We start from the raw sequence: 23,130 nt of genomic DNA, 5'->3' as shown, positions 1-23,130 counted from the left end.
AGGAGGGGGGTCTGGATGGCTGCCCCGGCCATTTGGCAGCGGCGGCTGGGGGAGTGGCGCATGTACACGGCCAGGGCCTGGGCGCCGCTGGCGATCACTTGGTCGTGGCGGAGCAGGAGGACTTCATGGTCCAGGCGGGCCCGATGCGGTTGGGTGGCGGTGTCGGGAAGGAACTGCCAGGGGACAGCGCGCAAGGTCGGTCGGCCCTGGGCGGAGATCTGGTTGATGACGGCCTGGCAGAAGCCGCAGTCTCCGTCGAAGGCCAGGACGGGCTGAAGATGGGTTGTTGGGCTCATGAATGCCTTCCTTTCCTGAGCTGTCGGTTCGGCGTTTAGGTCTGAGCGTGCGACTCGCAGGCGTCACGTGGCGGACGAGCGGGCGGCTGCGGGCTCCGGGGTATTGCTGTCGGCACCGGCCGCTGGAGCACGCCGTTGGGCCCGAAGAGATATCTGCGGTCGCCGTTCGCCTTGGCGCTGGGCGGCGCCGCGCTCGTGGTGGTCACTCAGGGGCAGGCGCAGGCCAGCAGCCTGGTCGCCGTCACCGCACGCTCGAACAGGCAGAAAGCCGACCAGGACCCCTTCGAGTGGCTGCCGCCGGCCTCCGACGCCCTGTGCCGCTACGCCTCGGAGTGGACCGCCACCAAGCTCCGCTGGCAACTCGCTGTCGACCAGAACGAGCAGAGCCGCCTGTTCGAAATCGCCGCCGGCTACGGCAACACCGTCACCTACACCCCCGCCCTGTAGACATCTGCGGGGCGGGGGACCGCCCGCCCCGCAGGTGGTCGACGACCGAACCATCGACTCACTGTCGGACGGCGCCATTGCTAAAGTCATTTTCCGTCCGCATACCCGGCTTTCCGCCGCCAGTGGGCGAGGTTGGTCCGCCTGGTGAGGATTCTGGGGTGGTCCGGGCCCAAAACCCGCAGTTGATCCTCCAGTAGAACGGTGAATGCTTCTGCGGCTCCAACCGCATCCCCCGCGGTGCCGCGCCAGTGGGCGAGGTTGCTCCGGGCAGTGAGGGTGTTGGGGTGGTCCGGGCCCAACACCCGCAGGTAATCCTCCAGCAGAACGGTAAATGCTTCCGCAGCCCCGGCCGCATCACCCGCCATGCCGTGCCAATAGTAGAGGTCGCTCCGGGCGGTGAGGGTGCTGAGCTGGTCCGGGCCCGAGTGGCGGGCGGTGGTCTCGAAGAGGTGGTGGAAGTGTGCAATGGCGGCGCCGACTTGACCGGATTTACCGAGGCTTCGGCCATTCTGGTACAGCACCGCATGGGCGTACGGCTGGTGTAGGGCGTCTTCTGCATGGGTGGTCAGGGTGGTGGCGTTGGCACGGAGAGCCTGTACAAGGTCGGTATTGCGTTCGGTCTCGGGCCACACTGCGATCAGTGCGTCTGCGGCAGTGCGGGTGAGCCGGTCGCGCTGCTCTGAGGTAAGCGGGTCGCGAATGGCGCGCTGGGTGAGCTGATGGACGTGCACGGCCTGGTGCGGGGTGTCGGGAGTGTGGTCGACCAAGCTCAAGCGGTGCAGGGCCCGCAGCGTGCCGATTGCCTCCTCAGCAGTGACAGCGGAGGGTGCCCCGGCGGGGCTGTCGCCGCTCGGGGAGGTCCGGTGCGCAGCAAGGTGGGTAAGGGCCGGTTCGCACGTCAGGACTTTCGCGGGAATGCCGTTGGGGTCAAGCATGGCCGCGAGCTGGATCATCGGGCGGGCCAGGCCGACCGGACGGAGCTGATCAGCCCGCTCCAGCGACAGGGACCAGGCTGCCGCCACGGTGTCCGGCTGGTCGTCGGGCAGAGTCCCGGGTTCGGGGAGCAGCTCGGGTAGTTGGCGGGCACGGTCGGCGAGGCGCGCGCGGTAGGTGGAGGCGTCCAGGTGGGTATCGATGAGGTAGGCGGCGGCCTGGGACAGGGCAAGCGGGAGATGTCCGAGGTCGTCCGCGAGGGCGGTGAGGTCCGTGGCAGGTTCATGGCACCCGTGCGCGGCCAGGGCGTGATGGAGGTAGGACGTGGCTTCGACCGGTGTGAACAGGCCTACCGGCACCACGCGGCCGCGGCCGGTCAAGGCTGCGTCGCGGCGGCGGGTGGTGAGCAGGATCCGGCCGTGGGCGGGGGTGGGTGGCCACAGGCCGGTCAGGTCGCCCGGGTCGGCGACGTCGTCCAGGACGATGAGCCAGCGCATCGTCTGTGGTTCGGGTTTGGGTTCCAGCCAGGCCAGGAACGCCTTGCTGGCACGTTCGGGGTCGGCGGGGTCGGCGGCGAGGACATCCACGGCGGCATGGGCATAGGCATCGATGACTGTCTGGCGGCTTGCCGCCGTGACCCAGAGGAGAAGGTCGACTTCCCCGTTCTCCCAGACACGGCGGGCATAGTCGGCGGCCAGCTGTGTCTTGCCGACCCCGCCCATTCCGAGCAGGACCTGGCACACCGCCGCAATCCCCCCGCCCTCCCCCTCGGCCCGCAGCCGCTGTGCCTCGGCGCGGTCCTGGAACGCACTGGCCCGGCGAGGGATCACCCCGACCTGATGCGGTAATGAGACCGCACTTCGGACAGCGGCCTGATAGGTGACATGGTCAGCTCGATACACCGCCACGCTGCCCTGCGCGGCATGCACCTGCACTCCGCCGGCTAGCGGCGCGGTGTCGTTGGGGCTTGGGTATGCCGGTCCGCTCAGCCCTGGGACGGATCCGGCACAGGAGGGTGGCCGATGTACGCCCCTCCCTGCAAGGAAGCCGCCGCGATCGACCCACCCTCGGCCTTCACGCTGATGTCCCGCCCGGCAGCCACTCCGCCCGCTCGGGCCGAGACACCACTCGCGCCCGCACGCTCCTCCAGAAGATCCCCCAGCTCGGCGGCCGCCACCTCCCGTTCGGAATCGTCCAGGTCCTCCAGCAGCTCCTCGAAGCGGGTCCGCCACTCCCGCGCCAGGAGCTCCCGTTCAGCTCCGCCGCCTGCAGTGAGTTCCGCCAGGGTTCGGTCAAGCCGCTCCAGCTGCACCTGCTCCCGCCGCTCGTTGCCCCTTCCGAACCACCGCGCGAGCCGGACCCGGAACCCGGCCCACGCATCCGTCGTCGCGGCCTGCACCACCGCAGAACCACCGGCCGCAGCCAGCGCCATCAACGACTCCGCCAACATCCTGACCCCCATAACGCCATCCACGCGGCCCTGTACAAGACCATCTTCCGACCGTAGTACCAGCCGCCTCAGCAGACAGCCGCTTTCACCCAAGAACATGTCCAAGGGCCGAGGCAGCGTCGGGCCTCTGGAGCAGCTGCACCACTTCTACGCGGTCACTCAGTACGAGCTGCACGAGACGACAACAAGGCTCACCGTTCCGGCTGATCGCCACCAGAGGCCCAGAGCCAGGGAAGCGGGCCAGAAGGCGCCAAGGGCGCCCCCGCTGCGGCACCCATGGCTTGGCGTTGTCCGCCAGCATCGGCCCGTCGGACAATGACAGGTCAAAAACACCTGTTCAAAGGCGGTTCACCATGTCGTATGGCCCTTCCGGATCTCACGATGCCGGCGCGGAGACCACGCAGGCATACCGGGCGGTGGAGGAGGTCGTGAACTGGTACAACACACAGATCGCGACCGCACTGCGCACCCCGGGGACGGACCCGGCGCAAGTCGCCGAGTGGAAGCGTGCCCGGGAAGAAGCCCTGAGGGACCAGGACCGCGTGGAGACGGCCACGCCCGACGAGGTCGTGGAGATCGCGATGCTCTACGCCGCCCGGCTCAAGGAGCTGACGGCCAAGTAGGGTCACGGCGCCCCAAGCCGGACCGCATGGGCACCGGCTGCGGGCTGCCGGTGGGGAATCCTGTACGGCAGCGCCGCAGCGAGTGCGCGGTCGACGGCTAAGAAGCGGGACGCTTCTTGTTCGCTGTACAGACGGTGCCGCTCTGCTGCCAGGGCCCACGATGCCCACCCGGGCTTTTGACCCGCCTGGTGGCGGTGAAGAGCCTGATGGCCGCGATCGACGATGGTCACCGCCGAGACGATCGTGCTGGTCTCGGCCGCCGCCACAATCTCGGCGCCCGCTCGGAAGATGCTCTGGTGCGCGGCGGCGGTGGGAAACGGGGCATGGAGGTCGAGCTGGGCGGCGCGGGCGTAGTGGACGGCGGTGCGCTGGCGGCTGTCCGTCGCCCGTGCGGCCAGCGCCACCACCTCGACCCGGTAGCCGGCCCTCTGGTCTCGGCGTGCGCTGTCGAGGAAGTCCTCGCCGCTGTCGAAGTCTGCGTCGATGAGCATGTCGGCGTGGAGGCCGCGCAGATACGTCTGCGCTTGGGCCATCCATGCCCGGGAGTCCGCACAGACTGCCTCGGCGGCGGTGCGCGGCTCGTCGATTAGGAGCTGGTAGTAGTCCGGGTGTACGCCCCGGAGCTTCTCCGGGTCCAGCCGGATGGCGCCCGGCCGCATCGCCCGCTTGACCAGCCAACCCGCCTGCAGCGTGTCCGTCCCGGGCTCGCCGACCAGGTACACCACGACCGGGTTGTCCCGGGCGACGGGTCGGCGCAGGTAGGTGGGGGCGATCAGCTCGGCATAGAGCAGCTGGTGCTTGGCCTGCGACAGGCGGTGGTAGCCGGTCCCGGGCGGGCCGCGCAGGGGCTGCGCGATCCTGCGCACCGGTTCTGCTGCCGCTGCAGCCCGCTCGGCGTCCCGCGAGACCGCGAGCCGCCGGGAGCCGTTCGTCGTGAACCTGTACGTCGGCGCGCACCAGCTGCTGGCGGAAGACGCGGGTGCGCGGCGCGCTCCACGGAAGGAACCGCTCCCTGCGAACGGTCCCGACCGCGTCCGGCGGCCGCGCCCACGCGCCGTCGGCGGTCAGCTCGTTGTCGTACAGGAGCTCCAGGCCCCGGCGGACTACGGTTACCCGGTCGACCAAGTGCTCCGCCTCGATGACCGCGAGCGCGTCCAGCAGTCCGGCCGCGCAGGTGTCCTGGTTGTCCCAGGCGACGTACCGGCCTGCCGGGTCGAAGAACCGCTCCAGGACGGCGGCTTGGCTGTCCGCCTCGGATACGGCTAAGACCACCAGCCCGATCCGGTAGCGCGCCGCCCGGTGCACCCTTGACACCGCCCGGACCTCGTCCGCGTCGGCCAGCGCCGTTTCCAGCACCGCGTCCAGGCCCCTGGCCCGGACGAAAGCTTCGATCTCGGCCTGCCAGTGCCGTGTGTCTGGCCGCACCCGTATCCCGGCGGTCCGGACGTCTTCGTCGAGCAGAGCCTGGTAGTCGCGGTGGGCAGCCTTGTAGAAGTCGCTGCCAATCCGGACCGCGCCCCCGCGACGGCTGAGGGAGGCGTGCAGTACCTCGGCGGCCGTCGTCTTGCCACTCCCGGGCGGTCCGGCGACGAGGAGAAGCACCGGGCAGTCCTGGGGCACTGAGCCCGTGGCCGCGGCCGAGGCGCTGGGGGTCTCGCAGCGCACCGTGGAGCGGTACGTCACTGGCAAGCTCAAGCGGCCCCGCAAGGACCTTGCAGCCCGCCTCGCGGACGAAGTGCGCAGGCGCTGGCAGCCCCAGATCCGCGCCAAGGCAAAGAAGGCCGCCGCGACAACCGGCGGACTGGTCATCGAGACCCGGGCCCGCTTTGGCTACACCGCCGCCGCCGCCGGCACCACCGACGACGGCCGGATGCGGCACCTGACCCAGGCGCTTCCGCCGGCGTACGCCGCCCGCCTCTTCGAAGCCCAGGAACAGGGCGCCACCGAAGAGCAGCTCCTGGCCATCGCCGCCGAGGGGTTCCAGGAGATCTACTTCAAGGACCGTGGCCGCCGGGCCAGCGGCCTCCTGGTCGAGTTCACCGACATCGACCACATCGACGTCCAGCTGTGAGTGGCTGCTGCGGCCCGCCAACATCATCGCCTGCAGCTGCGGTCCGCGGTCAGGCACCCGTCTGGGCGGCGCCGGGAGCGCCGGGCTGCTGTTCGGTTCCGCCGGTCGTTCCCACGGCCAGCGGAGGTCGCGCGCGAGTGGGTGGGAGAGACGGAGTTGGGCGTGTGCGGCCAGGACAAGCCAAGTCCAGCGGTCAGCCGCGGCAGAGTCCCGCTGCTTGGGGAGGAAATGACTGAACGCCAGAACGCCGTCGAAACCTACCCAGAAATTCCCCATCATGCGACCTCTGGGAAAATTCAAACAAGTAGTGGGTACGAGCCCGCAGGGTCTCCATCTGGCACTCAGAGTAAGAAAGAGAGTGCCAGAGGTCGGCATGTTCGGTTGCTGTCCCACCAAGAGGATGGTTAGCTGGGATTGGTTGGCGCCAATCTGTGAGCCGCTCGGCCCAAGGTGGACCACTGCTGAGAAGGTTATTCTGCATACCCCCGCACCTGCACTACCTAGCAAGCCAAGGTCCGCGAGGTGTGAAGATGAAACTTGGAAAAGCCATAGCAGCCGCAGTTCTGCTGACCCCTCTCTCATTCGCAGGTATGGCGGATCCCGCTGCGGCGGCGGCAGTCCACATTGTCACTGCCGATGTATTCGTATCCGCCAAAGACGGGTTTGATGGGAATTCAATCAAGCGTAAGGAAAATATCACCCTTACGCACAACAAGCGAACGACTAGCGTCACATACAGGGCTTGCACAGACGGTGCCACTGCCGTACTGAAATTGCACGTGACCCTTAATGGCGACGAAACGGTTACCGTGAGGCCAAACCTAGCACTATATGACGCGTCAGTCTGGTGCGAAATGAAGGACCTTGCCGGCTCGAAATCCCCTGAGCCAGCAACTCTGGGCGGAGGCAGAGGCAGGCTAATCTTGGACTTCACCGTGACCAGCGATAAGTTCCTCGGAAAGGATGAAGCCTTTGCGGGTATGACGGTCACTCATAACCTCTGGCCCTAACAACGGCTAACACACAATGAGATGGATCCGCCCTGGTTGCCGTGTCCGGGACAGGAGTTGAGTGTTCGGTCCGGTGTGAGGACGTGACCGTGGTCGACTGCGGGATCGCCTCGAACCGCTGCTCCCCGCACCGCGACGGCCGCTTTCGCTCAGCACAGGATCGACCCGCGGCCTCTCACATAGCTGATGAACTCGAAAAACGCTGAACAAGTTAGACCCGCGTTCGATGCCGGACCATAAACGACAAGCTAAGCCTTGTGAGCACAGCTGAGGTTGGCTGCTGCCCGACACGCCGCAGTGCGTTCCCGGACTCACCAACATGTCCGTCATCAGCGTCGGCTCAGCGTTCCTGACGGCCAGCTAAAGCCGTTCTGCGTTCGCACCGACGTAGCCAACCACCGCGACCAGCTGCATCGATTTGAGCGGACGCTACCTGTCCTCCGCCAGGCGCCGTTTTAGGGTCGTGACGGACAGACCGGAAGCCGCAGCGATCTGCTTCAGACGTTGGCCCTCCGCACACAGTCTGCGGATTTCGGTTCCGGTGACGCCGGGCGCCTTACGGCTTGCCTGTTTCGCCTGGTCATTGGTCCGTCGCTCCGCTTCTGGGATGCGGCTCACGATGGTCATGCACGTGACGCCAGCGGCTCGTGCGAGGCTCGATGCCGATTCTCCCGCGAGGTAGCGGCGCCGGATCTCGGCCTCAGAGATCCTCAGCTTCGAGCGGCGCGGGGCTGCCGGCCGCTTCTTGCGTTTCTTCTCAGGACGCAACCTCTGCGGCTGGCGTCCACGGCGTTGCTCCTCTGGGATACGGCGGCGGATCGTCGACTCAGAGACCCCAAGTACTTTCGCGAGACGGTAGATGCTGGTGCCCGCCTGGTACCGGCGGCGGATCTCTTCAACGGGCAGTTCCAAGGGGGCACCGCGGTGCGGATTGGGCACGGGACCCCGGGGTCGCCAGAGGACCCTTGGGACCCGGCGCTGGATCGTGGTGGGGTGCACTCCGTAGCGGATCCCGAGTTCACGGAAGGACGCCCCGTCCTTGTAGCGCCGGATGATGTCCTTCGTGGGAAGGCGGCTTGCCGTCCGGCGCCCCACGAGCCGGGCCGTCTCCTGAGGGGTGCGGCGCAGCTGTTTCGGCAGTCTGGCCAGCACCATCTCCGGGCTGATGTTGAGGAGCGAGGCGACCTCGGAGGCGGCACGGGGGCTCCGGTAGAGGCGTACCACCTCCCTGCGGAGTTGTGTCTCGTCCGGGGCTTTGCTTCGGTTGCGGTAGCGCTGCTTGGCTGACATGGCCCCGTTGCGACGCTCCTCCGCGGGGATCAGGCGTTGGACGGTGTCCTTGCTCACTCCGAACTCAGCAGCCACGTCGCGGAGGCTGACACCTTCCCGGTACCGCCGCCTGATCGAATCGGCGACATCGACGCTGACCACCCGTTCTCCTTCTGCTCCGCCTGTCGTCCGGTAGTCCAACGACCAACCCGCCCGTGCGTGGCGCCGCTTGGCGCCACGCCCCACAGACAGAACCATCTCGGGATTCAGGCCCAACCACCGCCTACGCGGCTGACATAGGGGCCCCATCGCCCGTCCGGGGGAACGATTCCGTGTGGGTGACAGGCGGCTACCTCCTGTGGGTGACGCGTTGTCAGTGCCCGTTCGTAGCGTCCGGCCGTGACCATTCCACCGCCTGCGGGCGGTGCCTCCTCAAGGCGGTGACCTTCGGATGAGCCTCACCACCGGACTGCATAGTCCCCGCACCCCGCTGCGCCGGTTCCTGGACCGCGAACTGTCAGCCGGCCCACGGCCGCTGCGCGAGTCCTTCCGCGCCCAGCACCAAACCGCCCACCTTCTGCTGCCCGGGCCCGGCGTCGGCACCGAGGCCGGCAACGTCGGCACCGCAATCGACCAGCGCCTGCGCCTGGCCTTCACGACGGCCGCACCCGTGGACCTGGCCACGGAGGCCGGGATCGACCTCACCGGCGGCATCGGCCGGGGAGCGGGGCTGCGGATGCGCGCGGTCGGCAACGAGCTCGCCGCGCGGCTGGCCGAGACCGTGCACCGCCTCGACCTCGACAACCGTTCGTTGTCGATGGACCGCGCCCACGACGAGGAGGAGGACCTGGCCCGCATGCTGCTCGCCGGCGCCTGGTACCAGGTGATGGCCCGCAACCCGTACGGCTTCACCTACACCCAGCTGTATCTCACCGCGATGGAGGACCCCGGCGGTTTCACCCTCGACCGGCTCTTGCAGCTCCCCAACCAGGACATGGTCGACGACGTCGTCCACCAGCTCTACCTGGCCGCCACCGGCCCCCTGGAAGCGCTGCGCGCCCGCACCCGGCCTCAGGACTGCACCGGTGGGCCCACCTTCCCGGGCGTCAACATCACCGCCGACGCCGACCTCGTGGTCGACGGCCTGCTGCTCGACTTCAAGAGCACCAAGCACCCCTTCGCCCGGGGACTGTCCAAGCAGACCGCGAACCAGCTGATCGGCTACCTGCTCCTCGACACCGCCGACCGCTACCGGATCGACACCCTGGGCCTCTACCTCACCCGCTCAGGCGTCCTCGCCAGCTGGCCCGTAGAGGAGTACCTCAGCCTCCTGGGCACCTGCCGCCGCGACCTGGCCGTGCTGCGAACCGTCGTCGCCGAACTCCTCGCCGGCTGCCAAGCCGACGCGATCCCGTACGACCAGGAGGAAGAGGACCAAGCCAACGAGCTCCTTGAGCGCCTGGCCCCCGTCATCGAAGCCGGCCACTGCCCGGTCTGCGCCCAGCCGCTGCCCGGCTCCGCCCGTCGCCCCCGCTTGTACTGCTCCCGGTGGTGCACCGGCCGCGCCTCCACCATCCGCAAGCGGCAGAACCCGCTACCGGGGCGCCCTGCGGCCGCTGTCCCCCATCTGCGGAAGGAGGTGCTGGATCCGGCCGAGGACTGGGTGGTTGTAAGCCTCACACCCCGTTTCCCCAGGTAGGCGGCAGTGCTGTGAGGGTGTGAGCCTGTTAGGCGGAGCTCGCGCCCATGCTTCCGTACGGCCTGGCACCTGCCCGCCGGCGCGGACGACGATGGAGTCATGGGCGAGCACGACCAGGACCAGCAAGCCGTCGCCGAACCGGCGCGGCCGCCGCTGACCGTGGCGCAGGCCCTAGAGCCGCCAGTACGTACCGGTGTGGGAGTCGACGTGCACCACGTGGTGGCCGACGCGTACCACGTGGTGGTCCGGGCCGGACCAGGAGCCGGTGGCGCCGTCGGTGGCGGGTAGCGGGGTCCAGATCTCCAGGAAGGTGGAGCCGTCCGGGTTGGTGCCCTGCTCGATGAGGTTCGCTCCGTCCCGCCGGAGGGTGCCGGTGTCTTCGCCGGGCTGGCCCGTGAGGTGGTGGAAGTGCACCTGGGAGCCGTCGAAGGAGGTCGTTCCGGCGAAGCCCCGGCTGTCGGCGTAGTACGGGCCGGCCTGCAGCCACACCACTTCGCGGTCCTCGACGAGGGGTCCGCCGTCGCGGCTGATGCCGCGCCGCAGCCAGGCGCCGTGCTCGGGTACGGGGATGCCGGGGCCGTCCGGGACGCGGCCCGCCGGGCCGGGCTCAGGCACGGTCATCGGTGGCGGGGTCGTCGTCGGCGGCCAGGAGTGTCAGCGGTACGTTGCCGCGTACGGCCTGCGAGTAGGGGCAGACCGCGTCGGCCCGGTGCAGCAGGGGCTGGAGGTCCGCCGCCCGCCACCCGGGCAGGCTGACGGTGAGGGTCACCGCGAGGCCGTAGCCCGCGGGCGTGTCCGTGGTGCCGAGCTGTACTTCGCAGGCCACGCGCGCGGCGGAGGCGTCCGCCCCGAACTCGGCGGCGACCTCCGCGAGCGCGGAGGTGAAGCAGGCGGCGAAACCGGCCGCGAACAGCTGCTCGGGGTTGGTGGTGCCGGGCACCTTCTTGCGCGGCGGGGCGAGGCGGAGGTCCAGGCGTCCGTCGTCCGTGCGGACGGATCCGGTACGGCCCCCGGCGGCGTGTGCGGTCGTCCGGTACAGGCTGCGGGTGAGTGGCACGGTCATGGCGTTGGGCCCATCTTGTTCGACGAGGACGCTGCCCGGGTGCGGACAGCGTACGGCGCTGCTCGTGCGGCACCGCGCGCGTCGTCGTGCGTAACCGGGTACGGCGCATCTCGTCCGGGGCCTTGGACCGGCCGCCGGACAATCTAGCAACGGGGGCCGTCGCCCGAGGACAATCCCCGCGGTGAAGTTCCTCACCCGCCGCCGGCCCGGCCGACGGCTCGGGCAGGCACACACCGGGTGGGCGGGTGCGGTGCGTCGTGGCCGCGGGCCGCTTTCTACACTCGCCCCGTGGACGCGATGAGATGTACCTACTGCGGTGGTGTCGGCCTGGAGCCGGGTTTCGTCGAGGACGCGGGGGAGGGGGCCCGGGGGTACGCACGCTGGATCGCCGGGCCGCTGGAACGCGGCCTGTTCGGCGGTGCCAGGCGGCTGGGCAGGCCCCGGCGGCGCATCGAGGCGTACCGCTGCCCGCACTGCGCCCACCTGGAGCTCTTCGCGACCGAATCCGTCTGACGGCCGGACGCGGGACCGCGGTGCTCCCGCCGCGGTCCCGGCGCCGGGCCGTGCGGTACGCGCCCGATCGTGCGCCCGCACGCCTCCGCACGCCTCCGCACGAGGGATGACCGCAGGTCGCCGCCCCACGACCATGACCGTCGTCATCACGGTGTATTCCTTCGCGGAAGGCAATGCGCAGGGGCCGGCCTGCTCTTCACCGCCGCCCAGGCGCCCACCCCGCTGCACTACGTCTTCGGCGACATGAAGGTCCTCACCCCCGCCGAAGTCCTCCACTACACCGACCACGCCCTGCGCCACCACAGCGGCGCCTGCCATCTCGTACGCACCAACATCGCGCACCCCTTCGATGCAGTGTTCGGCAGCGCCACCACGCGTGCTGCCTGAACGGGCTGTGGGGGAAGGCGTACGGGGGCGTGACCGTGGTCCCGCTACGGCGCCGAGTCTGTCGCCCAGCTCCCGCAGGCGCCGCCATGCCGGACCCCGAAGCCGGCCTCGTTGCCGAGGTGCTGATCTTGGCCCTCGGCCTTCAGCTTCGCGACTCCGCCGGCCGCGACGTCGTCGGCGTGCGAACCCCACTGAGGCTCCCCCGCTACCCCTGCGCGGGGAGCGCGAGGACGTGCGTCCCACAGGACAGGTGGAGACGGTCGTCGGCGATGCGGAGTTCGGTGTAACCGGCGGTGGTCAGTGGTATGTGGCCGTCCTCGTTGAATCCGCTGCGGTACGTCCAGGGCGGGCGGCGGGTCGCGAGGTCGACGGCGAGCAGGGGCTGGGCCAGCCGGCCCGTGTCCACGTAGAGCATGCCCCGGTGCAGGAGCGGCGGCGGGTCGAAGCGGGCGCCGTCCGGGATGGCGTACGTCCACTGCAGCGCTCCGTCCGAGGCCCGCAGCGCCGGCAGCTCTTCGCGCGCACTGGGGTTCTGCGGGTCCACGGGACACAGCCCGATGACGTACACCATGGCGTCCACGGCCGTCGCGGCCGCATAGGAGGTCTGGCCGCCGGGGTACGGCACGCGGTCCGCGCCGAAGCGCCAGACCATTTTTCCGGTGGCGGCCTCCAGGGCGCGCACCTCGCCGCCCCCGAGGTACAGGCGGCCGTCGGTCAGGGAAGAGGGATGGACCGGTTCGAGGCGAAGGTTGCCCGGGCCGTAGAGGTCGATGCGCCATCGTTCCCGCCCGTCGTCCCGTCCGACGCCCACGACGTCTCCTGATACGGAGTAGTTCAGGACGTCCCCCGCGGCGGCGACGCCGGGGTTCGGTGAGTAGGGCTCGTGTCCCGTCTTCTGCGCCCAGAGCCGTGTACCGCCGGCCGTGGCGTAGGCGGCGATGAGCCGTTGGTCGCCGTCGTAGCCGGCGAGGTACAGCCGGTCGTCGGTCCTGGCGATCAGACGGGGGCCGGCCAGTCGGGGCCGCCCCAGTTCGCCGGGGTACTCGGCCAGTCGCCCGTCGGCGGCGGAGAGGGCGAGCAGGGGATCCGGGGCGTTGAGGACCGAGGACTTCTCGCGGACGACCAACCCCTCCCCGTTCTCCTCGAAGACCACGGTCTTCGGGCTCCGCCACACCACCTTGCCGGCGGCCGCGTCGAGGCCGACCACGGTCCGGCTGAACCGGTCGTCGCCGACCGACACGACGACGATCCCGTCCCGGACCGCCTCGACCCGGCACAGCGACTCGGCGTCGTACGTCCACAGCGGCTCGGGCGGCAGCCCCGGCGGGCGTGGCGACGGGGAAGCGGCCCGGGCAGCCCGGCCGCGAGCAGCACGCCGGCGGCGCCAGGTCCGTATGCCCCCTGGGCCGCGACGGACGGCCGGCGCTCCGTCCGCCCTGGAAGCGCGCTCTACCACGGCCGTCCGTGCACCGGCAGGCCGGCCGGTGCGACGCCTGCGCCCGACGCCCTGCTGCGCCGTCGGCGGGCGGACACGCCCCGCCGACGGGCACCGGTCATGCCGCTGAATCGGTGGTCGAGGCCGCGGACCCCGGTCGGCGCGGGGTGGCGGCTGCTGACCGAGGCCCTGGGGGTACCGCTCCTGCTGCGCCGGCCGAGGGTGACCGCTGCGGCAGTCGGCCACTTCGTCCGGGCCGGCCTCCTGGCCTACCTCGGCGGGGCCCCCGAGTTCCCCGACGTCCACCCGGGCCAGGTCGCCGAGTTGGCCCGCCGCCGGGACCTGCCCGCCCTCCTCGAATGGCACGTCCCGTTGGGTCCGGACCAGGCCGCCCGGCGGCTCGGCGGTGGTGCGGCCCGAGGTGGACTTGCAGCTGATCCACTTCGCCACCGGTGCCGGATCACACGGGGCCGCGAAGGGGAGCAGCAGCCGCCCCCTCCTGCTCCTGCCGGCCCGGTGGGGGCACCTGGTTGCCGGTGGGGGCAGCGCTGGTACAGCACGTGCAGCTGGGCCTCGTCGGGCTCTACGCCGTAGGGCAGTCCTCGGTCGTCTTGACCACACCGAGGGTGACCTTGTCGGTCACGGTTTCGCCCGGAGCAGGGGACTGGGTGCACACCTTCCACTGAGCAGGCCATTGCACAGGACGCTGGGATCCGCTCAGGTCCGTCATCTCGACGTTGGTTCCGGCATCGACAGACTGCAGAACAGCTGTGGCGGTCTGGCCCCGAAAATCGGGCGTGGGCGCGACAGCTTGTGCCTGGCCGGCCGGGCCCAGAACGGACGCCACCAGCACAGCAATGGTCATGATCTTCTTCATTGCCGGGCAACGATCGTCCCCGTGCAGTGGTCACGACCCACGTGCATGGATCGCCCACATGGTCGCAGTGCCGACGAGCTCCAGGGCAGCAGCCTCTCGCGCTGAACTGCCTGGCCGGGAGTTGTGAATGGGCGCGTTGGCGGCGGTGAGCAGGCGTCATCCAGGTTGAGGCGGATGTCTCTGTTCGCACCCCTGCAGGGGTTCTGATCGGGGCAGCACGGAGTGACCAGGCTGCTGCCGTGAGGTGTCTCGTGGGCGGTGGCTGGCTGCCATGAGCGTGGCTGATCGCCCCGGCGTAGCGCCGGTGGCCGAGATCGGGCATTTCGGGCTCGACGGCCGGGCCCTGTACGACCCGTGCCCAGGCGAGCGGGGTAGCTGGGACTGGTCCGGCGACGCACCCTGACGGTGGTCTGCGCGGAAGGCTCGCGGCCGCTTCGGGGCGTGGTGTTGGCGCACACCTGAACGTGCCCAGCTGCGTACCACTGCGCTGAACGTGCTCAGGTCTGCCACTTCGGATCAGTTGTTCCGCCGGTACGTGCCCGGTGCGGTTCCGTGCATGCGTTTGAACGCGTGGGCGAAGGCGAACTCGGAGGTGTAGCCGACCTGGGCGGCGATGGATCTCAACGGTGCGTCCGATGTCCGTAGCAGGCGCGCTGCCGTGGTCATCCGCCACCAGGTCAGGTAGCCGAGGGGCGGTTGGCCGATCAGCATGGCGAAGCGTCTGGCGAAGGGTGCCCGGGAGAGCCCGGCTTCCGTGGCGAGTTTCGCCACGCTCCAGGGTGCCGCCGGGTCGCGGTGGATGGCGTGGAGGGCGGCGGTGACGGGTGGGTCGTTGAGCGCGGCGGCCCATCCGGTGGTGTTTCCTTGGGAGGGCTGTTCAGTGAACCAGATGCGCAGGATGTACAGCAGGAGTGTGTCCAGGAGGGCGGGAACGACTGCGTCCGTGCCCAGGCGCGGGTTCTCCAGCTCGGCGGCCAGAAGTTCCACGGCTGAACGCAGCTCGGGATGGCGGTCCGAGTGCGCCGGCAGGTGGATCAGATCCGGGAGGGTCAGCAGCAGCGGGTGGGTGCCGGACGGGTCGAGCTGGTAGGCGCCGCACAGCACTACCGTGACCGGACCGCTGCCTCCGCTCCGGTCGACGCTGTCCGAGGCGTAGGAGTCGTAAAGCTCGTGGCCCTCGGGGCCGCAGGCAGGGGCTGCCACCAGGGTTTCGGGGCTGTCGGCCAGGGTGTGCCCGCTGCCGCGGGGCAGGAACACCACGTCCCCCGCGCCCAGTTGGACGGGCTCCGCGTCCGGGGGCAGGAGCCAGCAGGAGCCCCGCAGGACCACCTGGAAGCCCGCCGAACCCGGTACGGAGGCGAACTCCTGTCCCCACGGGGCATGCCACCGAACATGCGCCGCCCGGGGTCGGCCCGTCCGAATCACCGCCACCACATCGCTGAGTACGTCCATGGGCCGAGCGTACGGGTGCGAGACGTACGCGCATGAACTGGGCGCTCTGACGCATGGATCGTCTCCGTGTGTGGTCGGTAGTTTCGCGGCATGACGATGATGAAGACCGCGCGCATCCATGAGTACGGCGATTCCTCCGTGATCCGCTACGACGCTGTTCCCCGTCCGCGACCCGCCTTCGGTGAAGTGCTTGTCCATGTCGCCGCGACCTCGTTCAATCCCACCGAGGCCGCTCTGCGCGCCGGGATGCTGCAGGCGTTCTTCTCTGTGGACCTGCCCTACACGCTCGGCTGGGATCTCGCCGGAACCGTGGCCGAGATCGGGGCGGGGACGGAGGGCTTCGCCGTCGGAGACCGGGTCATCGGGCGGCTCGACGGTGGGGGAGCGGCTGCCCAGTACGTCCGGGCGCCGGCCGCCGTGCTCGTCGCGGCGCCTGCGTCCATCCCTCTCGCGCACGCCGCGGCCCTTCCCGTGGCCGGCCTGACGGCCTGGCAGGCAGTCTTCGAACACGGGAAGGTAGCCGCTGGTCAGCGGGTGCTGGTCAACGGTGCCGGTGGCGGCGTCGGAGGCTTCGTGACGCAGCTCGCCAAGCACGCGGGGGCGGAGGTGATCGTCACGGCCAGTCCTCGGAGCACTGCGGCGGTCCTGCGGCAGGGGGCGGACCAAGTGATCGACTACACCGCCGGACCGGTGAGCGCCGCGCTCGACCGTCCGGTGGACACGCTGCTCAATCTGGTCCCGCTGAGCCCGCAGGACGCCGCAGCTCTGGCGCCTCTGGTGCGGCCGGGCGGGAGGATCATCTCGATCGCAACCCCGATCGAACCGGCTGCCGACGCCGGAGTGAGCGCGATACACATGGTCGCCCGCAACGATGTCGCACACCTCGCGGGGCTCGTGGAACTCGTAGACGCGGGCGCGCTCGGCATCGACATCAGCGAGTCACGTCCACTGGCCGGCCTCGCCGACGTCCACCGCCGCAGCGAAGCCGGTCAGAACCGCGGCAAGATCATCATCATCCCCTGAACCCGGGCGGCGATTTCGGGTGCCGCGCCAGCCGGTCGCCGGGTACGTTCCCATGTACCTGGCTGCGCACTTTGGCGAGTACGCCGACAACTGATGTGGAGTTGGCCCCCGGTCCGTAGAGGCACTGCCGCGTGGCCGAGGGCCGCCACCCCTTTGAGCGGGGTGGCGGCCCTTGTACCGGCGTTTGGTGTGGGTCAGCCGGTGGCGACGACGGCCGAGTAGTAGTGGCCGGCTGCCCTGTTGCAGGCCGCGCGTTCGGTGTCGGTGTGGTTCAGGGGGATGGTCACGGCGTTGCAGACGGTGCGCAGGTCCTGGTGGAAGATGCGGTCGACGCGGTCTTTGGGGGCGTTCCAGTCACCGCCGTGCTTGAAGGTGTTCTCTTCCTGCAGGTCTTTGTAGTTGCGGTAGCCGAAGTCGTGCCGGATGCAGGCGAGGGTGAAGTCGAAGCCGGCGACGGTGTTCGGGGCGGGGTCGTTGCACTTGTTCGTGGTCCAGTCGAACTCGTACCGGTCGGGCTTGCCGGTGCGGTGCGCGCCCAGTGCCTGCGCCCAGTCGTTGAAGGCTTCGTCTCCGGGCTGGGTCAGGGTGTCGAGGCGTGCGAGTTTCTGTTCCCGTGTGGCCGGGGCGGCTGGGGCGTGGAGGTCGCGCTATTGGTCGTTGCCCCCGTTGCCGCTGTAGATCTGGACGGAGCGCTTGTCGGGGGCGAGGCGGTAGAGGTGGTCTCCGTTGGTGACGAAGGCGGCGGCGGGGCCGCCGACGAGGGCCCACCGGCCTGGTTCGCCGCCGTACTTGGTGATGTCGCCGGTTGACCAGGTCGGTCGCATAGACGCCGTCACCACCCGCGTAGAGGTTGCTCGTGGCGCCGCGGACCTTGAGCCAGTTGGCCCGGTCGGAGGACCACTGGTAGACGCCCTGGCGGTGGTCCGCGGCGAGGCCGTAGACGGCCTTGCCCGCGGCCACGATCGTCTCCAGCTCCAGGGCCGGCGCGTTTTCCCCGGAAGCGGAGGCCGCCGCTACGGCCACGGTGTCGCTCTGGCCCTGCGGCCCGTCGGATCCGGGGCCGAAGGCGGTGGCCCAGCCCACCCCGCCGGCCAGGGCGCCGGCCAGCGCCCAGCAGGCGATCCGTGCGGGCCTGCGGCAGGCAGCCGGCACGCGTCGGGCGCCCCCGCCCTGACCCGTCCCTCTCGCAGCAAAGCCCTTCCAGGACACCACCGTTCGGGATTCTCCTCGGGAGGAGGAACACCCCTGCTGCCTGAAGTGTCCGCCCGTCGGCGAGTTCTACCCCGCGGAGTGCACCGCCGTCGGCGAGCAGCCCGGGCCTCGGCCCCTCCATCCCTTCGACTCCGCGGGCCCTGAGACAGCTCCGTCGACGCTGGGAGCGACATGTCAACGAGCAACGCCCCCCACCATCGGGCAGGGGCATTGCTCGAGAGGGTCTGTTTCAGGATGCCTTTTGGTCGGAGGGCTTCTCGATCCCGGTGGTCACCCGTGCCCCACGGAAGAGCACCGGGAGCCACAGGAGACATGCCAGCAGGGGGACCGCGGCGTAGGTGGCCATGCCCACACTGGAGCCCAACCCGTCCATGAGCGCGCCGAGGACGAGATAGCCGATGCCGATGAGCGCCGACTCCACGAATGCGATCATCGACAGCAGGCTCGCCCGGTGGCGCGACGGCACTGCCTCGTTGAACACGTTGTCCACGATCACGGCGGTGATCTCGGGAATTCCGACCAGAACCAGGAACGCGGCGATGGTGACCCAGACAAGGCCGAGGCCGCTCAGGCCGAGCGCCACGGCGAGCGTCAGGAGAGACACCGGGACGATGACCCGATACCCGGTGCGCCGGTTCGCGCGGTCCGACAGCAACGGAGTGAGTCCGCCGACGAGGAATCCCGCCGATATGACCACGCTGACCAATGCGGTGCCCGCTCCCTGATCGGAGAGGGTCTTCTGCGTAAAAATGATGTACGGCGTCAAAGTCGCATGCATCAATCCGGACACCACGACAAGCGTCACGAGCGCCGGCGTGGCGACCCGAAGCATCGCCCGCCATGCTGTGGCGTCGCCGTGCTCCTTCTCGGCTCCGTCCTGCTCGTCCACCGCGTCCGCGCCGCGGATCTCGGGCACTCGTGACATCAGCACCACCACGGCCAGGACGAGGCACGACGCCGAACCGACGTAGACGATTCCCCAGGAAATCCGCTGCAGTTGGCCGCCGAGGACGATGGCGACTCCCGAGGTGACCGTCCCGAGCATGGTGAACCGGGAATTGATCTTGACGTAGCTGGCCGTTGCGCCACGACGCACGAGCAGGTCGTACAGCAGGGCGGTGTCCGAACCGGATACGCATGCCATGCCCACGCCCTGGCCGATGAACAGCGTCAGGAAAACCCAGTAGTTGGAGGACGTCACCTGACCGAGCAGGCATCCAGCTATCAGCACCTGGCCGATCACGATGCTGGCACGCCTGCCGATTCGGTCAGCGATGACTCCCGTCGGCAACTCCGCAAGTCCGCTGACCAGGTAGAGCAGTGTCTGAAGGAGGGCCACTTGCCCGGCGGAGAAGCCTCGCTGCTGAAGGAAGAGGACGAATACGCCACGCTGGAACAGCGAGTTGGCGAGCACGGCGTATACGTAGAACGGGCGCGTGACGCTTGGTGCTGCATCGTCGACCGCAGCCGACCCGCCAAGGGCCTCCGTGGTGTCGGTCATGCTGCGGGCTCCCCCTGGTGACTCCGGTGATCATGGGTGTTGGGCCTCCGCCGTCGACCGGAACCTCCAGTCCGTACTTCGCGCAGGACATGGGGCCGACCCTCCGGGGACCGTTGCCGGCGCTGCGGCCATCCTCGGTGGAGGTGCCAAGTGCTGGAACCGGTAGCGTGCATCTCCTGGAAACGGTTGCGCACATCTTGGAGCCAGGGTCGGCGTGAGGTCAGGGAAATCCCGGATCTCGTCACTTGGTTCCCGGGAGGACGGCCGTGGGCGGCGACTGCGTCGGCTGGCGGTCAGGGACGTGCGCCGTGCTGGTCCTCTGTGTCAACACCGAGAGCGGCTCGGGCAGCCGCCAGGCGTTCCCTGGACTCGGCTATCCACTCTTCGCCCATGTCGAGCGGTACGGAGACCACGATCTGGGTGCTGGGCGTGTCATGGACTTCGACCACGTAGGGGTCGCCGGCAATGAATGGGAGGTAGGCCTGCGGCCTGATGGGGGCCAGTCCGCGGTGAACGGCTCGTCGAGGTCGGCCTCCTGCTCGGCCTCCTCGATGGCGTCCAGAAGCCGGCCCCGGTCTGAGAGGTCCTCGGAGTCGAACCCCAGGTAGATGGTTCCGTTCACGAAGCCGCTGGTCACGACGGCCTCCGCGTCGTAGTACCGGATGCCCGGGCTTTCGAGGGTGGGCTCGGTTGAACGCAAGTGAACGCCGATGCTCTGGCTGCGGTCGGCCAGCCGGATCAGCTCAATCGCATCGGGCTGTCGGTTCGTGTCCATGGCCCGGAACTTACGGCAGGCGCTCGGCAACGACTGCGACGGGTCTGCGGTGCGCGGCCGCTGACAAGCATGCGTTGTCGCCGAGGCTGCCGCCTGCCATGACCTGGTCGCCGACGCGTAGGTCGGTGGGTAGGCAACCCACCGCCCTGCGCCCCGGCGGGACCCGCACCGCTTCCGGTGCCCGCGCCGCCGGGCGCTTGTCCGCCGGCTCACAGGCCACGGCGCGCACGAGCCACTGGAACCCACCCGCGTCGACGAGGTGCACCACCAGCGGGGGCGGATGGACGCTGACCACTTCGCCGCGCGCCGACTCCGCCGGACTCGTCGCGCTGATGGGCACCTGGCTGAACATCCCCCGCTCGTGGGCGAGTTCCTCGACGCGTAGCGGCTGCTGCTCGGCCCCTCCTTCACCGAACCGCCGGTCGAGCCCGGACTGGAGCCCCGCGACACGGTCGGCCGCGACCGCGTCGCGGCGGCCATGCGACTGTGCCCGGCGACCAGCTTCGCGGGTGTTCCCGGTGCGGCCGTGCCGACCGCTCTGTACGACGGCCCGCCCGGCGGGACCGGCATGCCGACCGCACTGGACCACCCCTTAGGGTTTGCCCATGGGTTTGACAGCAGGTCACGAGGGAGGAGCCCTGCCCGGTCCGACGGCCCCGGCGCAGGGCTGGCAGGCGCCGAGCGCGGTCGAGCGGGGGCTGTACGAGGCGAAGGCGCGCGGCGACTGGCCCGCGTACTACGACCTCGTCGCCCGGGCCGACCTGTACATGATGCAGTCGCGGGCGTACGTCGACGCGAACCCGGGCAACACCCGCTTCCATCCCTACTGGAACCCGCAGACCCAGACCGTGTGCCTGGCCGTCTACACCGGCGGCATGCTGCCGCCGCCCGTCGCCGACCCTGTCTACAACTGCTACGACCTGGGCTGGTTCGCGGAAGTCTGGAACCAGAACGACCCGCCCTACCTCGTCGTCAACCCCGGCAGCCCCTGCGAGGGCGTCCTGCCGGCCGGGCCGGAGGGCCGCGCCCTGTGGCAAAGCCACTCCGCCCCGGTCGAACGGCCGGGGCTGGCCCAGGACGTCGTCCACACCCTGGAGGTGGGCGGCCCCCGCAGCGGCCCCGTCGCCTTCGGTCTCGCGGCCGGCGCGCACATCAACGTGCGCAACGGGCGCTACTGGAACTCGATGGCCTACCACGGCTGCGGCTACCTCGACGAGAAGCGCACGCTGGAACGCTGGTGGGGCGTCACCACCCGCGAGGACTGGCAGGACACGCAGGAACAGCTGCTGCGCGCCGGAATGGTCAGCGACGTCTGGGAGTTCGTCCTGCAACTGCGACGCTCCATGGCCCTGGACTTCGCGGGCCCCGTCGACGTCGACCACTGGCGCGAGGCCGCGGGGAACGTGGTGCGCCAGCGCGCCGAGGCCGCCGCCGCACCTCGCCTGACCGCGGACGGTGTCACCCAGGGCCGCACCGTCACCGCCGCGGAGCTGGAGGGCCAAGTGACCGGCGTGCAGCGGCTGATCGGCCGCATCGCCCGCTACGAGGCGCGGTTCCGCGCCGACGGCCTGCTGCCCGAAGGGGGCTTCGTCCGGAGCGTCGAGGCCTGGGACTACGGCCGGGCCTCCGGCATGGCCCGCTGGGGACTCGCCGCCCGCCTGTGCTCCCTGCAGGAGGCGGAGGCGGCCGTGGTCAGGGCCGGCCGTCTCGTCCAGCTCAACTACCGCTCGTGGGAGAGCTTCTCGGCCGCCTACGTCCTGGGCCGCTGCCTCCACTTCGACGAGGAGGAGTTCGGCGAGTGGTACGAGACGGCCCTCGCGACCCACCGCGCCCTGACCACGGACCCGGCCAGCCCGTGGCGCACGCTCCACTGGATCTGAGGGCCCCGCTTCAGCGCCCCGGCTCGGCGCCGACGGGTACCTCGTACACCTCCCCGTCGACGCCCGCCCGGTACGGCCGGCCGGCGGAGAAGCCCCGGTGGCCGCGCCCGTAGGTGAGCTGCGTGAAGAGCGGAAGCCCAGACTCCATGGCGCACAGCCGCCCTTCCTCGGCGCGCCAGATCTGCCCCGCCGTGTGCGTGGAGACCAGCGGGCGGCCCCGGCCGTCGAGGGGCAGCCCGTCGGGCAGGGCCAGGACGTCGGTGGCGTCGGCGTCGGCGTCGGCGGAGATCCACCGCCGCGGGTGGGCCGGGTCGCCGACGGGGATCCGGTACAGCCCGGAGGCGACGGTGGTCTGGACGACGTACACCTCGCCGCCGTCGGGGGGAGACGGCGATCCCGTTGGGCTGCGGAACCCGGGCCCAGGCCGGGTCGGCCCGCCCGTCCGGCGTGACGCGGCCGATGTTCCGGCTGCCCAGGGTCGTGGTGTACACCGTGCCGTTGGGAGGGAGCGCGATCCCGCCGATCCCGCCGATCCCGCCGATCCCGGCGGTGTACGTGGTGACCGCGCCGGAATCCGGATCCACCCGCGGCAGCCGCGACGCGGGGAAGAGCTCGTCGGTCAGGGAGTGCGCGAGGTCGTCGCCCGTGCCGACGAGGAGTTGCCCGTCCCCCGCGCACGACGATCCCGCCGTTGGCCCCGATGTCCCCGGTGAGCGCGACCGGCTCGCCGCCCGGTGCGTCGACCCGGTAGACCCGCCCGCTGAAGTAGGCGGTGGCGAACATCCGGCCCCGCCCGTCGACGGCGATCGACTCGACCCAGTCCGGGATCCGGGCCACCCGCACCGGCGGTGCCGCCTCCGCCGGCCCGCACCGGGCCGCAGCGTACGCGGGCCCCGCGGCCGGGACGGCCGTGGCGGCGGCCAGCACGGCCGCCGCGAGCGCCGTGCCGGGCGGCCCCCGTCACGCGGTGCGGAGCCTCCTGGTGAGCCTCATCGTTCCCCTCCACGGCCGGACCGTCCGCCCGTGAAGCATCGGCGCGGGCCGGGGCCGCACCACGCCGCACTTCCGGTCAGGACGGCTTGGTGGCGGAGAAGGCGCTGACCGTCACCTTGTTGTCGCACTCGGCGAAGACTCCGTCGGTCATGGCGATCTGGTGCGAGCCCGCGCCGGGCACACCGATCACGAGCGTCGGGAAGCTGGCCGGAGTGGCCCCT

The 23,130-nt window shown here is 70.1% G+C and carries 27 protein-coding genes, 2 pseudogenes and 1 riboswitch; of the genes and pseudogenes, 10 read left to right on the top strand and 19 right to left on the bottom strand.

All coding sequences use genetic code 11. The features are described 5' to 3' along the window. Positions 1-296: DCC1-like thiol-disulfide oxidoreductase family protein (locus ACFV0Q_RS19200; RefSeq protein WP_385006800.1), on the bottom strand; the 296-nt coding region annotated here is incomplete at its 3' end. 135 nt (positions 297-431) lie between these two features. Here ACFV0Q_RS19200 and ACFV0Q_RS19195 point away from each other — a divergent pair. Beyond that, complete coding sequence (locus tag ACFV0Q_RS19195; RefSeq protein WP_385006798.1) at positions 432-743, top strand: hypothetical protein; 312 nt, start codon at positions 432-434, stop codon at positions 741-743. An 86-nt stretch (positions 744-829) separates the two neighbouring features. On the opposite strand, the gene ACFV0Q_RS19190 is transcribed toward ACFV0Q_RS19195, so the two are convergent. Both ACFV0Q_RS19190 and ACFV0Q_RS19185 read right to left on the bottom strand, forming a co-directional pair. Next, entirely contained in the window at positions 830-2,605 is a 1,776-nt protein-coding gene (locus tag ACFV0Q_RS19190; RefSeq protein WP_385006796.1) for an NB-ARC domain-containing protein, read from the bottom strand. Between the two features lie 56 nt (positions 2,606-2,661). After that, on the bottom strand, positions 2,662-3,225 hold the full coding sequence (locus tag ACFV0Q_RS19185) for a hypothetical protein (RefSeq protein WP_385006804.1): 564 nt from the start codon (positions 3,223-3,225) through the stop codon (positions 2,662-2,664). Positions 3,226-3,554: 329 nt separating this feature from the next. Here ACFV0Q_RS19185 and ACFV0Q_RS19180 point away from each other — a divergent pair, with 329 nt between their 5' ends. Then, positions 3,555-3,749: a hypothetical protein gene (locus tag ACFV0Q_RS19180; protein WP_385006794.1), complete on the top strand. Its 195-nt coding sequence runs from the start codon at positions 3,555-3,557 to the stop codon at positions 3,747-3,749. 2 nt (positions 3,750-3,751) lie between these two features. On the opposite strand, the gene ACFV0Q_RS19175 is transcribed toward ACFV0Q_RS19180, so the two are convergent. Together ACFV0Q_RS19175 and ACFV0Q_RS19170 are read right to left on the bottom strand one after the other, a co-directional pair. Continuing rightward, the gene (locus ACFV0Q_RS19175; RefSeq protein WP_385006792.1) at positions 3,752-4,615 is read right to left on the bottom strand and encodes a zeta toxin family protein; all 864 of its coding nucleotides are present in this window, start codon (positions 4,613-4,615) and stop codon (positions 3,752-3,754) included. 259 nt (positions 4,616-4,874) lie between these two features. Next, positions 4,875-5,351: pseudogene (locus ACFV0Q_RS19170) on the bottom strand (zeta toxin family protein); the annotation flags it as partial. Here ACFV0Q_RS19170 and tpg point away from each other — a divergent pair. Continuing rightward, positions 5,314-5,820, top strand: a complete 507-nt coding sequence (tpg, locus tag ACFV0Q_RS19165) for a telomere-protecting terminal protein Tpg (RefSeq protein ID WP_385006790.1) — start codon at positions 5,314-5,316, stop codon at positions 5,818-5,820. The pseudogene ACFV0Q_RS19170 and the gene tpg sit on opposite strands and share 38 nt — an antisense overlap. Before the next feature lie 57 nt (positions 5,821-5,877). Here the strand turns inward: tpg and ACFV0Q_RS19160 are convergent. After that, positions 5,878-6,042 (bottom strand): annotated as a pseudogene (locus ACFV0Q_RS19160) (transposase); the annotation flags it as partial. 302 nt (positions 6,043-6,344) lie between these two features. Here ACFV0Q_RS19160 and ACFV0Q_RS19155 point away from each other — a divergent pair. Further along, positions 6,345-6,830, top strand: a complete 486-nt coding sequence (locus ACFV0Q_RS19155) for a hypothetical protein (protein WP_385006788.1) — start codon at positions 6,345-6,347, stop codon at positions 6,828-6,830. Positions 6,831-7,259: 429 nt separating this feature from the next. Here ACFV0Q_RS19155 and ACFV0Q_RS19150 read toward each other — a convergent pair whose 3' ends face one another. Continuing rightward, positions 7,260-8,261 carry a hypothetical protein gene (locus ACFV0Q_RS19150; protein WP_385006786.1) on the bottom strand — a complete coding sequence of 334 codons (1,002 nt, stop codon included), beginning with the start codon at positions 8,259-8,261 and terminating at the stop codon, positions 7,260-7,262. Between the two features lie 289 nt (positions 8,262-8,550). Here ACFV0Q_RS19150 and ACFV0Q_RS19145 point away from each other — a divergent pair, with 289 nt between their 5' ends. Further along, positions 8,551-9,798, top strand: a complete 1,248-nt coding sequence (locus ACFV0Q_RS19145) for a hypothetical protein (protein ID WP_385006784.1) — start codon at positions 8,551-8,553, stop codon at positions 9,796-9,798. A gap of 171 nt (positions 9,799-9,969) precedes the next feature. Here the strand turns inward: ACFV0Q_RS19145 and ACFV0Q_RS19140 are convergent, their stop codons facing one another. Next, a complete protein-coding gene (locus ACFV0Q_RS19140; RefSeq protein WP_385006782.1) occupies positions 9,970-10,419 on the bottom strand; it encodes a hypothetical protein in 450 nt (149 codons plus the stop codon). Continuing rightward, positions 10,406-10,861, bottom strand: coding sequence for an Ohr family peroxiredoxin (locus ACFV0Q_RS19135; protein WP_385006780.1), 456 nt, complete (start codon positions 10,859-10,861; stop codon positions 10,406-10,408). Before ACFV0Q_RS19135 ends, ACFV0Q_RS19140 begins: the two co-directional genes overlap by 14 nt. A gap of 75 nt (positions 10,862-10,936) precedes the next feature. Next, a riboswitch (guanidine-III (ykkC-III) riboswitch) is annotated at positions 10,937-10,999 on the bottom strand. A gap of 159 nt (positions 11,000-11,158) precedes the next feature. Between ACFV0Q_RS19135 and ACFV0Q_RS19130 the strand changes: the two genes are divergently transcribed. Both ACFV0Q_RS19130 and ACFV0Q_RS19125 read left to right on the top strand, forming a co-directional pair. Continuing rightward, complete coding sequence (locus ACFV0Q_RS19130) at positions 11,159-11,374, top strand: hypothetical protein (protein WP_132754741.1); 216 nt, start codon at positions 11,159-11,161, stop codon at positions 11,372-11,374. A 243-nt stretch (positions 11,375-11,617) separates the two neighbouring features. Beyond that, complete coding sequence (locus tag ACFV0Q_RS19125) at positions 11,618-11,761, top strand: hypothetical protein (RefSeq protein WP_385006778.1); 144 nt, start codon at positions 11,618-11,620, stop codon at positions 11,759-11,761. Between the two features lie 205 nt (positions 11,762-11,966). Here ACFV0Q_RS19125 and ACFV0Q_RS19120 read toward each other — a convergent pair whose 3' ends face one another. The 3 genes from ACFV0Q_RS19120 to ACFV0Q_RS19110 form a co-directional block, all read right to left on the bottom strand. Further along, the gene (locus ACFV0Q_RS19120) at positions 11,967-13,001 is read right to left on the bottom strand and encodes a PQQ-binding-like beta-propeller repeat protein (RefSeq protein ID WP_385006776.1); all 1,035 of its coding nucleotides are present in this window, start codon (positions 12,999-13,001) and stop codon (positions 11,967-11,969) included. Positions 13,002-13,779: 778 nt separating this feature from the next. Next, positions 13,780-14,073, bottom strand: a complete 294-nt coding sequence (locus tag ACFV0Q_RS19115; protein ID WP_385006775.1) for a hypothetical protein — start codon at positions 14,071-14,073, stop codon at positions 13,780-13,782. Positions 14,074-14,589: 516 nt separating this feature from the next. Further along, positions 14,590-15,525: an AraC family transcriptional regulator gene (locus tag ACFV0Q_RS19110; protein ID WP_385006772.1), complete on the bottom strand. Its 936-nt coding sequence runs from the start codon at positions 15,523-15,525 to the stop codon at positions 14,590-14,592. A 90-nt stretch (positions 15,526-15,615) separates the two neighbouring features. Here ACFV0Q_RS19110 and ACFV0Q_RS19105 point away from each other — a divergent pair, with 90 nt between their 5' ends. After that, positions 15,616-16,548 (top strand): NADP-dependent oxidoreductase, encoded by a 933-nt coding sequence (locus tag ACFV0Q_RS19105; RefSeq protein ID WP_385006770.1) that lies wholly within the window; start codon positions 15,616-15,618, stop codon positions 16,546-16,548. Between the two features lie 194 nt (positions 16,549-16,742). Here the strand turns inward: ACFV0Q_RS19105 and ACFV0Q_RS19100 are convergent, their stop codons facing one another. From ACFV0Q_RS19100 to ACFV0Q_RS19075, 6 genes are all read right to left on the bottom strand, one after another. Further along, positions 16,743-17,087, bottom strand: a complete 345-nt coding sequence (locus ACFV0Q_RS19100) for a phospholipase A2 (protein WP_385006802.1) — start codon at positions 17,085-17,087, stop codon at positions 16,743-16,745. A gap of 108 nt (positions 17,088-17,195) precedes the next feature. After that, entirely contained in the window at positions 17,196-17,372 is a 177-nt protein-coding gene (locus ACFV0Q_RS19095) for a hypothetical protein (RefSeq protein WP_385006768.1), read from the bottom strand. A gap of 617 nt (positions 17,373-17,989) precedes the next feature. Beyond that, entirely contained in the window at positions 17,990-19,261 is a 1,272-nt protein-coding gene (locus ACFV0Q_RS19090) for an MFS transporter (RefSeq protein WP_385006766.1), read from the bottom strand. A 293-nt stretch (positions 19,262-19,554) separates the two neighbouring features. Next, positions 19,555-19,674 carry a hypothetical protein gene (locus tag ACFV0Q_RS19085; protein WP_385006764.1) on the bottom strand — a complete coding sequence of 40 codons (120 nt, stop codon included), beginning with the start codon at positions 19,672-19,674 and terminating at the stop codon, positions 19,555-19,557. Beyond that, complete coding sequence (locus ACFV0Q_RS19080) at positions 19,635-20,036, bottom strand: DUF5959 family protein (protein WP_385006762.1); 402 nt, start codon at positions 20,034-20,036, stop codon at positions 19,635-19,637. The genes ACFV0Q_RS19085 and ACFV0Q_RS19080 overlap by 40 nt, the downstream gene beginning before the upstream one ends. Positions 20,037-20,046: 10 nt before the next feature. Continuing rightward, positions 20,047-20,625 carry a hypothetical protein gene (locus tag ACFV0Q_RS19075; RefSeq protein ID WP_385006760.1) on the bottom strand — a complete coding sequence of 193 codons (579 nt, stop codon included), beginning with the start codon at positions 20,623-20,625 and terminating at the stop codon, positions 20,047-20,049. Positions 20,626-20,641: 16 nt separating this feature from the next. Here ACFV0Q_RS19075 and ACFV0Q_RS19070 point away from each other — a divergent pair, with 16 nt between their 5' ends. Beyond that, on the top strand, positions 20,642-21,916 hold the full coding sequence (locus ACFV0Q_RS19070) for a DUF1266 domain-containing protein (RefSeq protein ID WP_385006758.1): 1,275 nt from the start codon (positions 20,642-20,644) through the stop codon (positions 21,914-21,916). Positions 21,917-21,926: 10 nt separating this feature from the next. Here the strand turns inward: ACFV0Q_RS19070 and ACFV0Q_RS19065 are convergent, their stop codons facing one another. After that, positions 21,927-22,283, bottom strand: a complete 357-nt coding sequence (locus ACFV0Q_RS19065) for a hypothetical protein (RefSeq protein WP_385006756.1) — start codon at positions 22,281-22,283, stop codon at positions 21,927-21,929. Between the two features lie 405 nt (positions 22,284-22,688). Between ACFV0Q_RS19065 and ACFV0Q_RS19060 the strand changes: the two genes are divergently transcribed. Further along, positions 22,689-22,943 carry a hypothetical protein gene (locus tag ACFV0Q_RS19060; protein WP_385006754.1) on the top strand — a complete coding sequence of 85 codons (255 nt, stop codon included), beginning with the start codon at positions 22,689-22,691 and terminating at the stop codon, positions 22,941-22,943. Positions 22,944-23,130 lie beyond the last annotated feature (187 nt).

Source organism: Streptomyces sp. NPDC059564, from assembly GCF_042735575.1.
Taxonomy (GTDB): domain Bacteria; phylum Actinomycetota; class Actinomycetes; order Streptomycetales; family Streptomycetaceae; genus Streptomyces.
The sequence above is the reverse complement of the archived record's forward strand: the minus strand, read 5'-3'. Positions and strand labels throughout refer to the sequence as shown.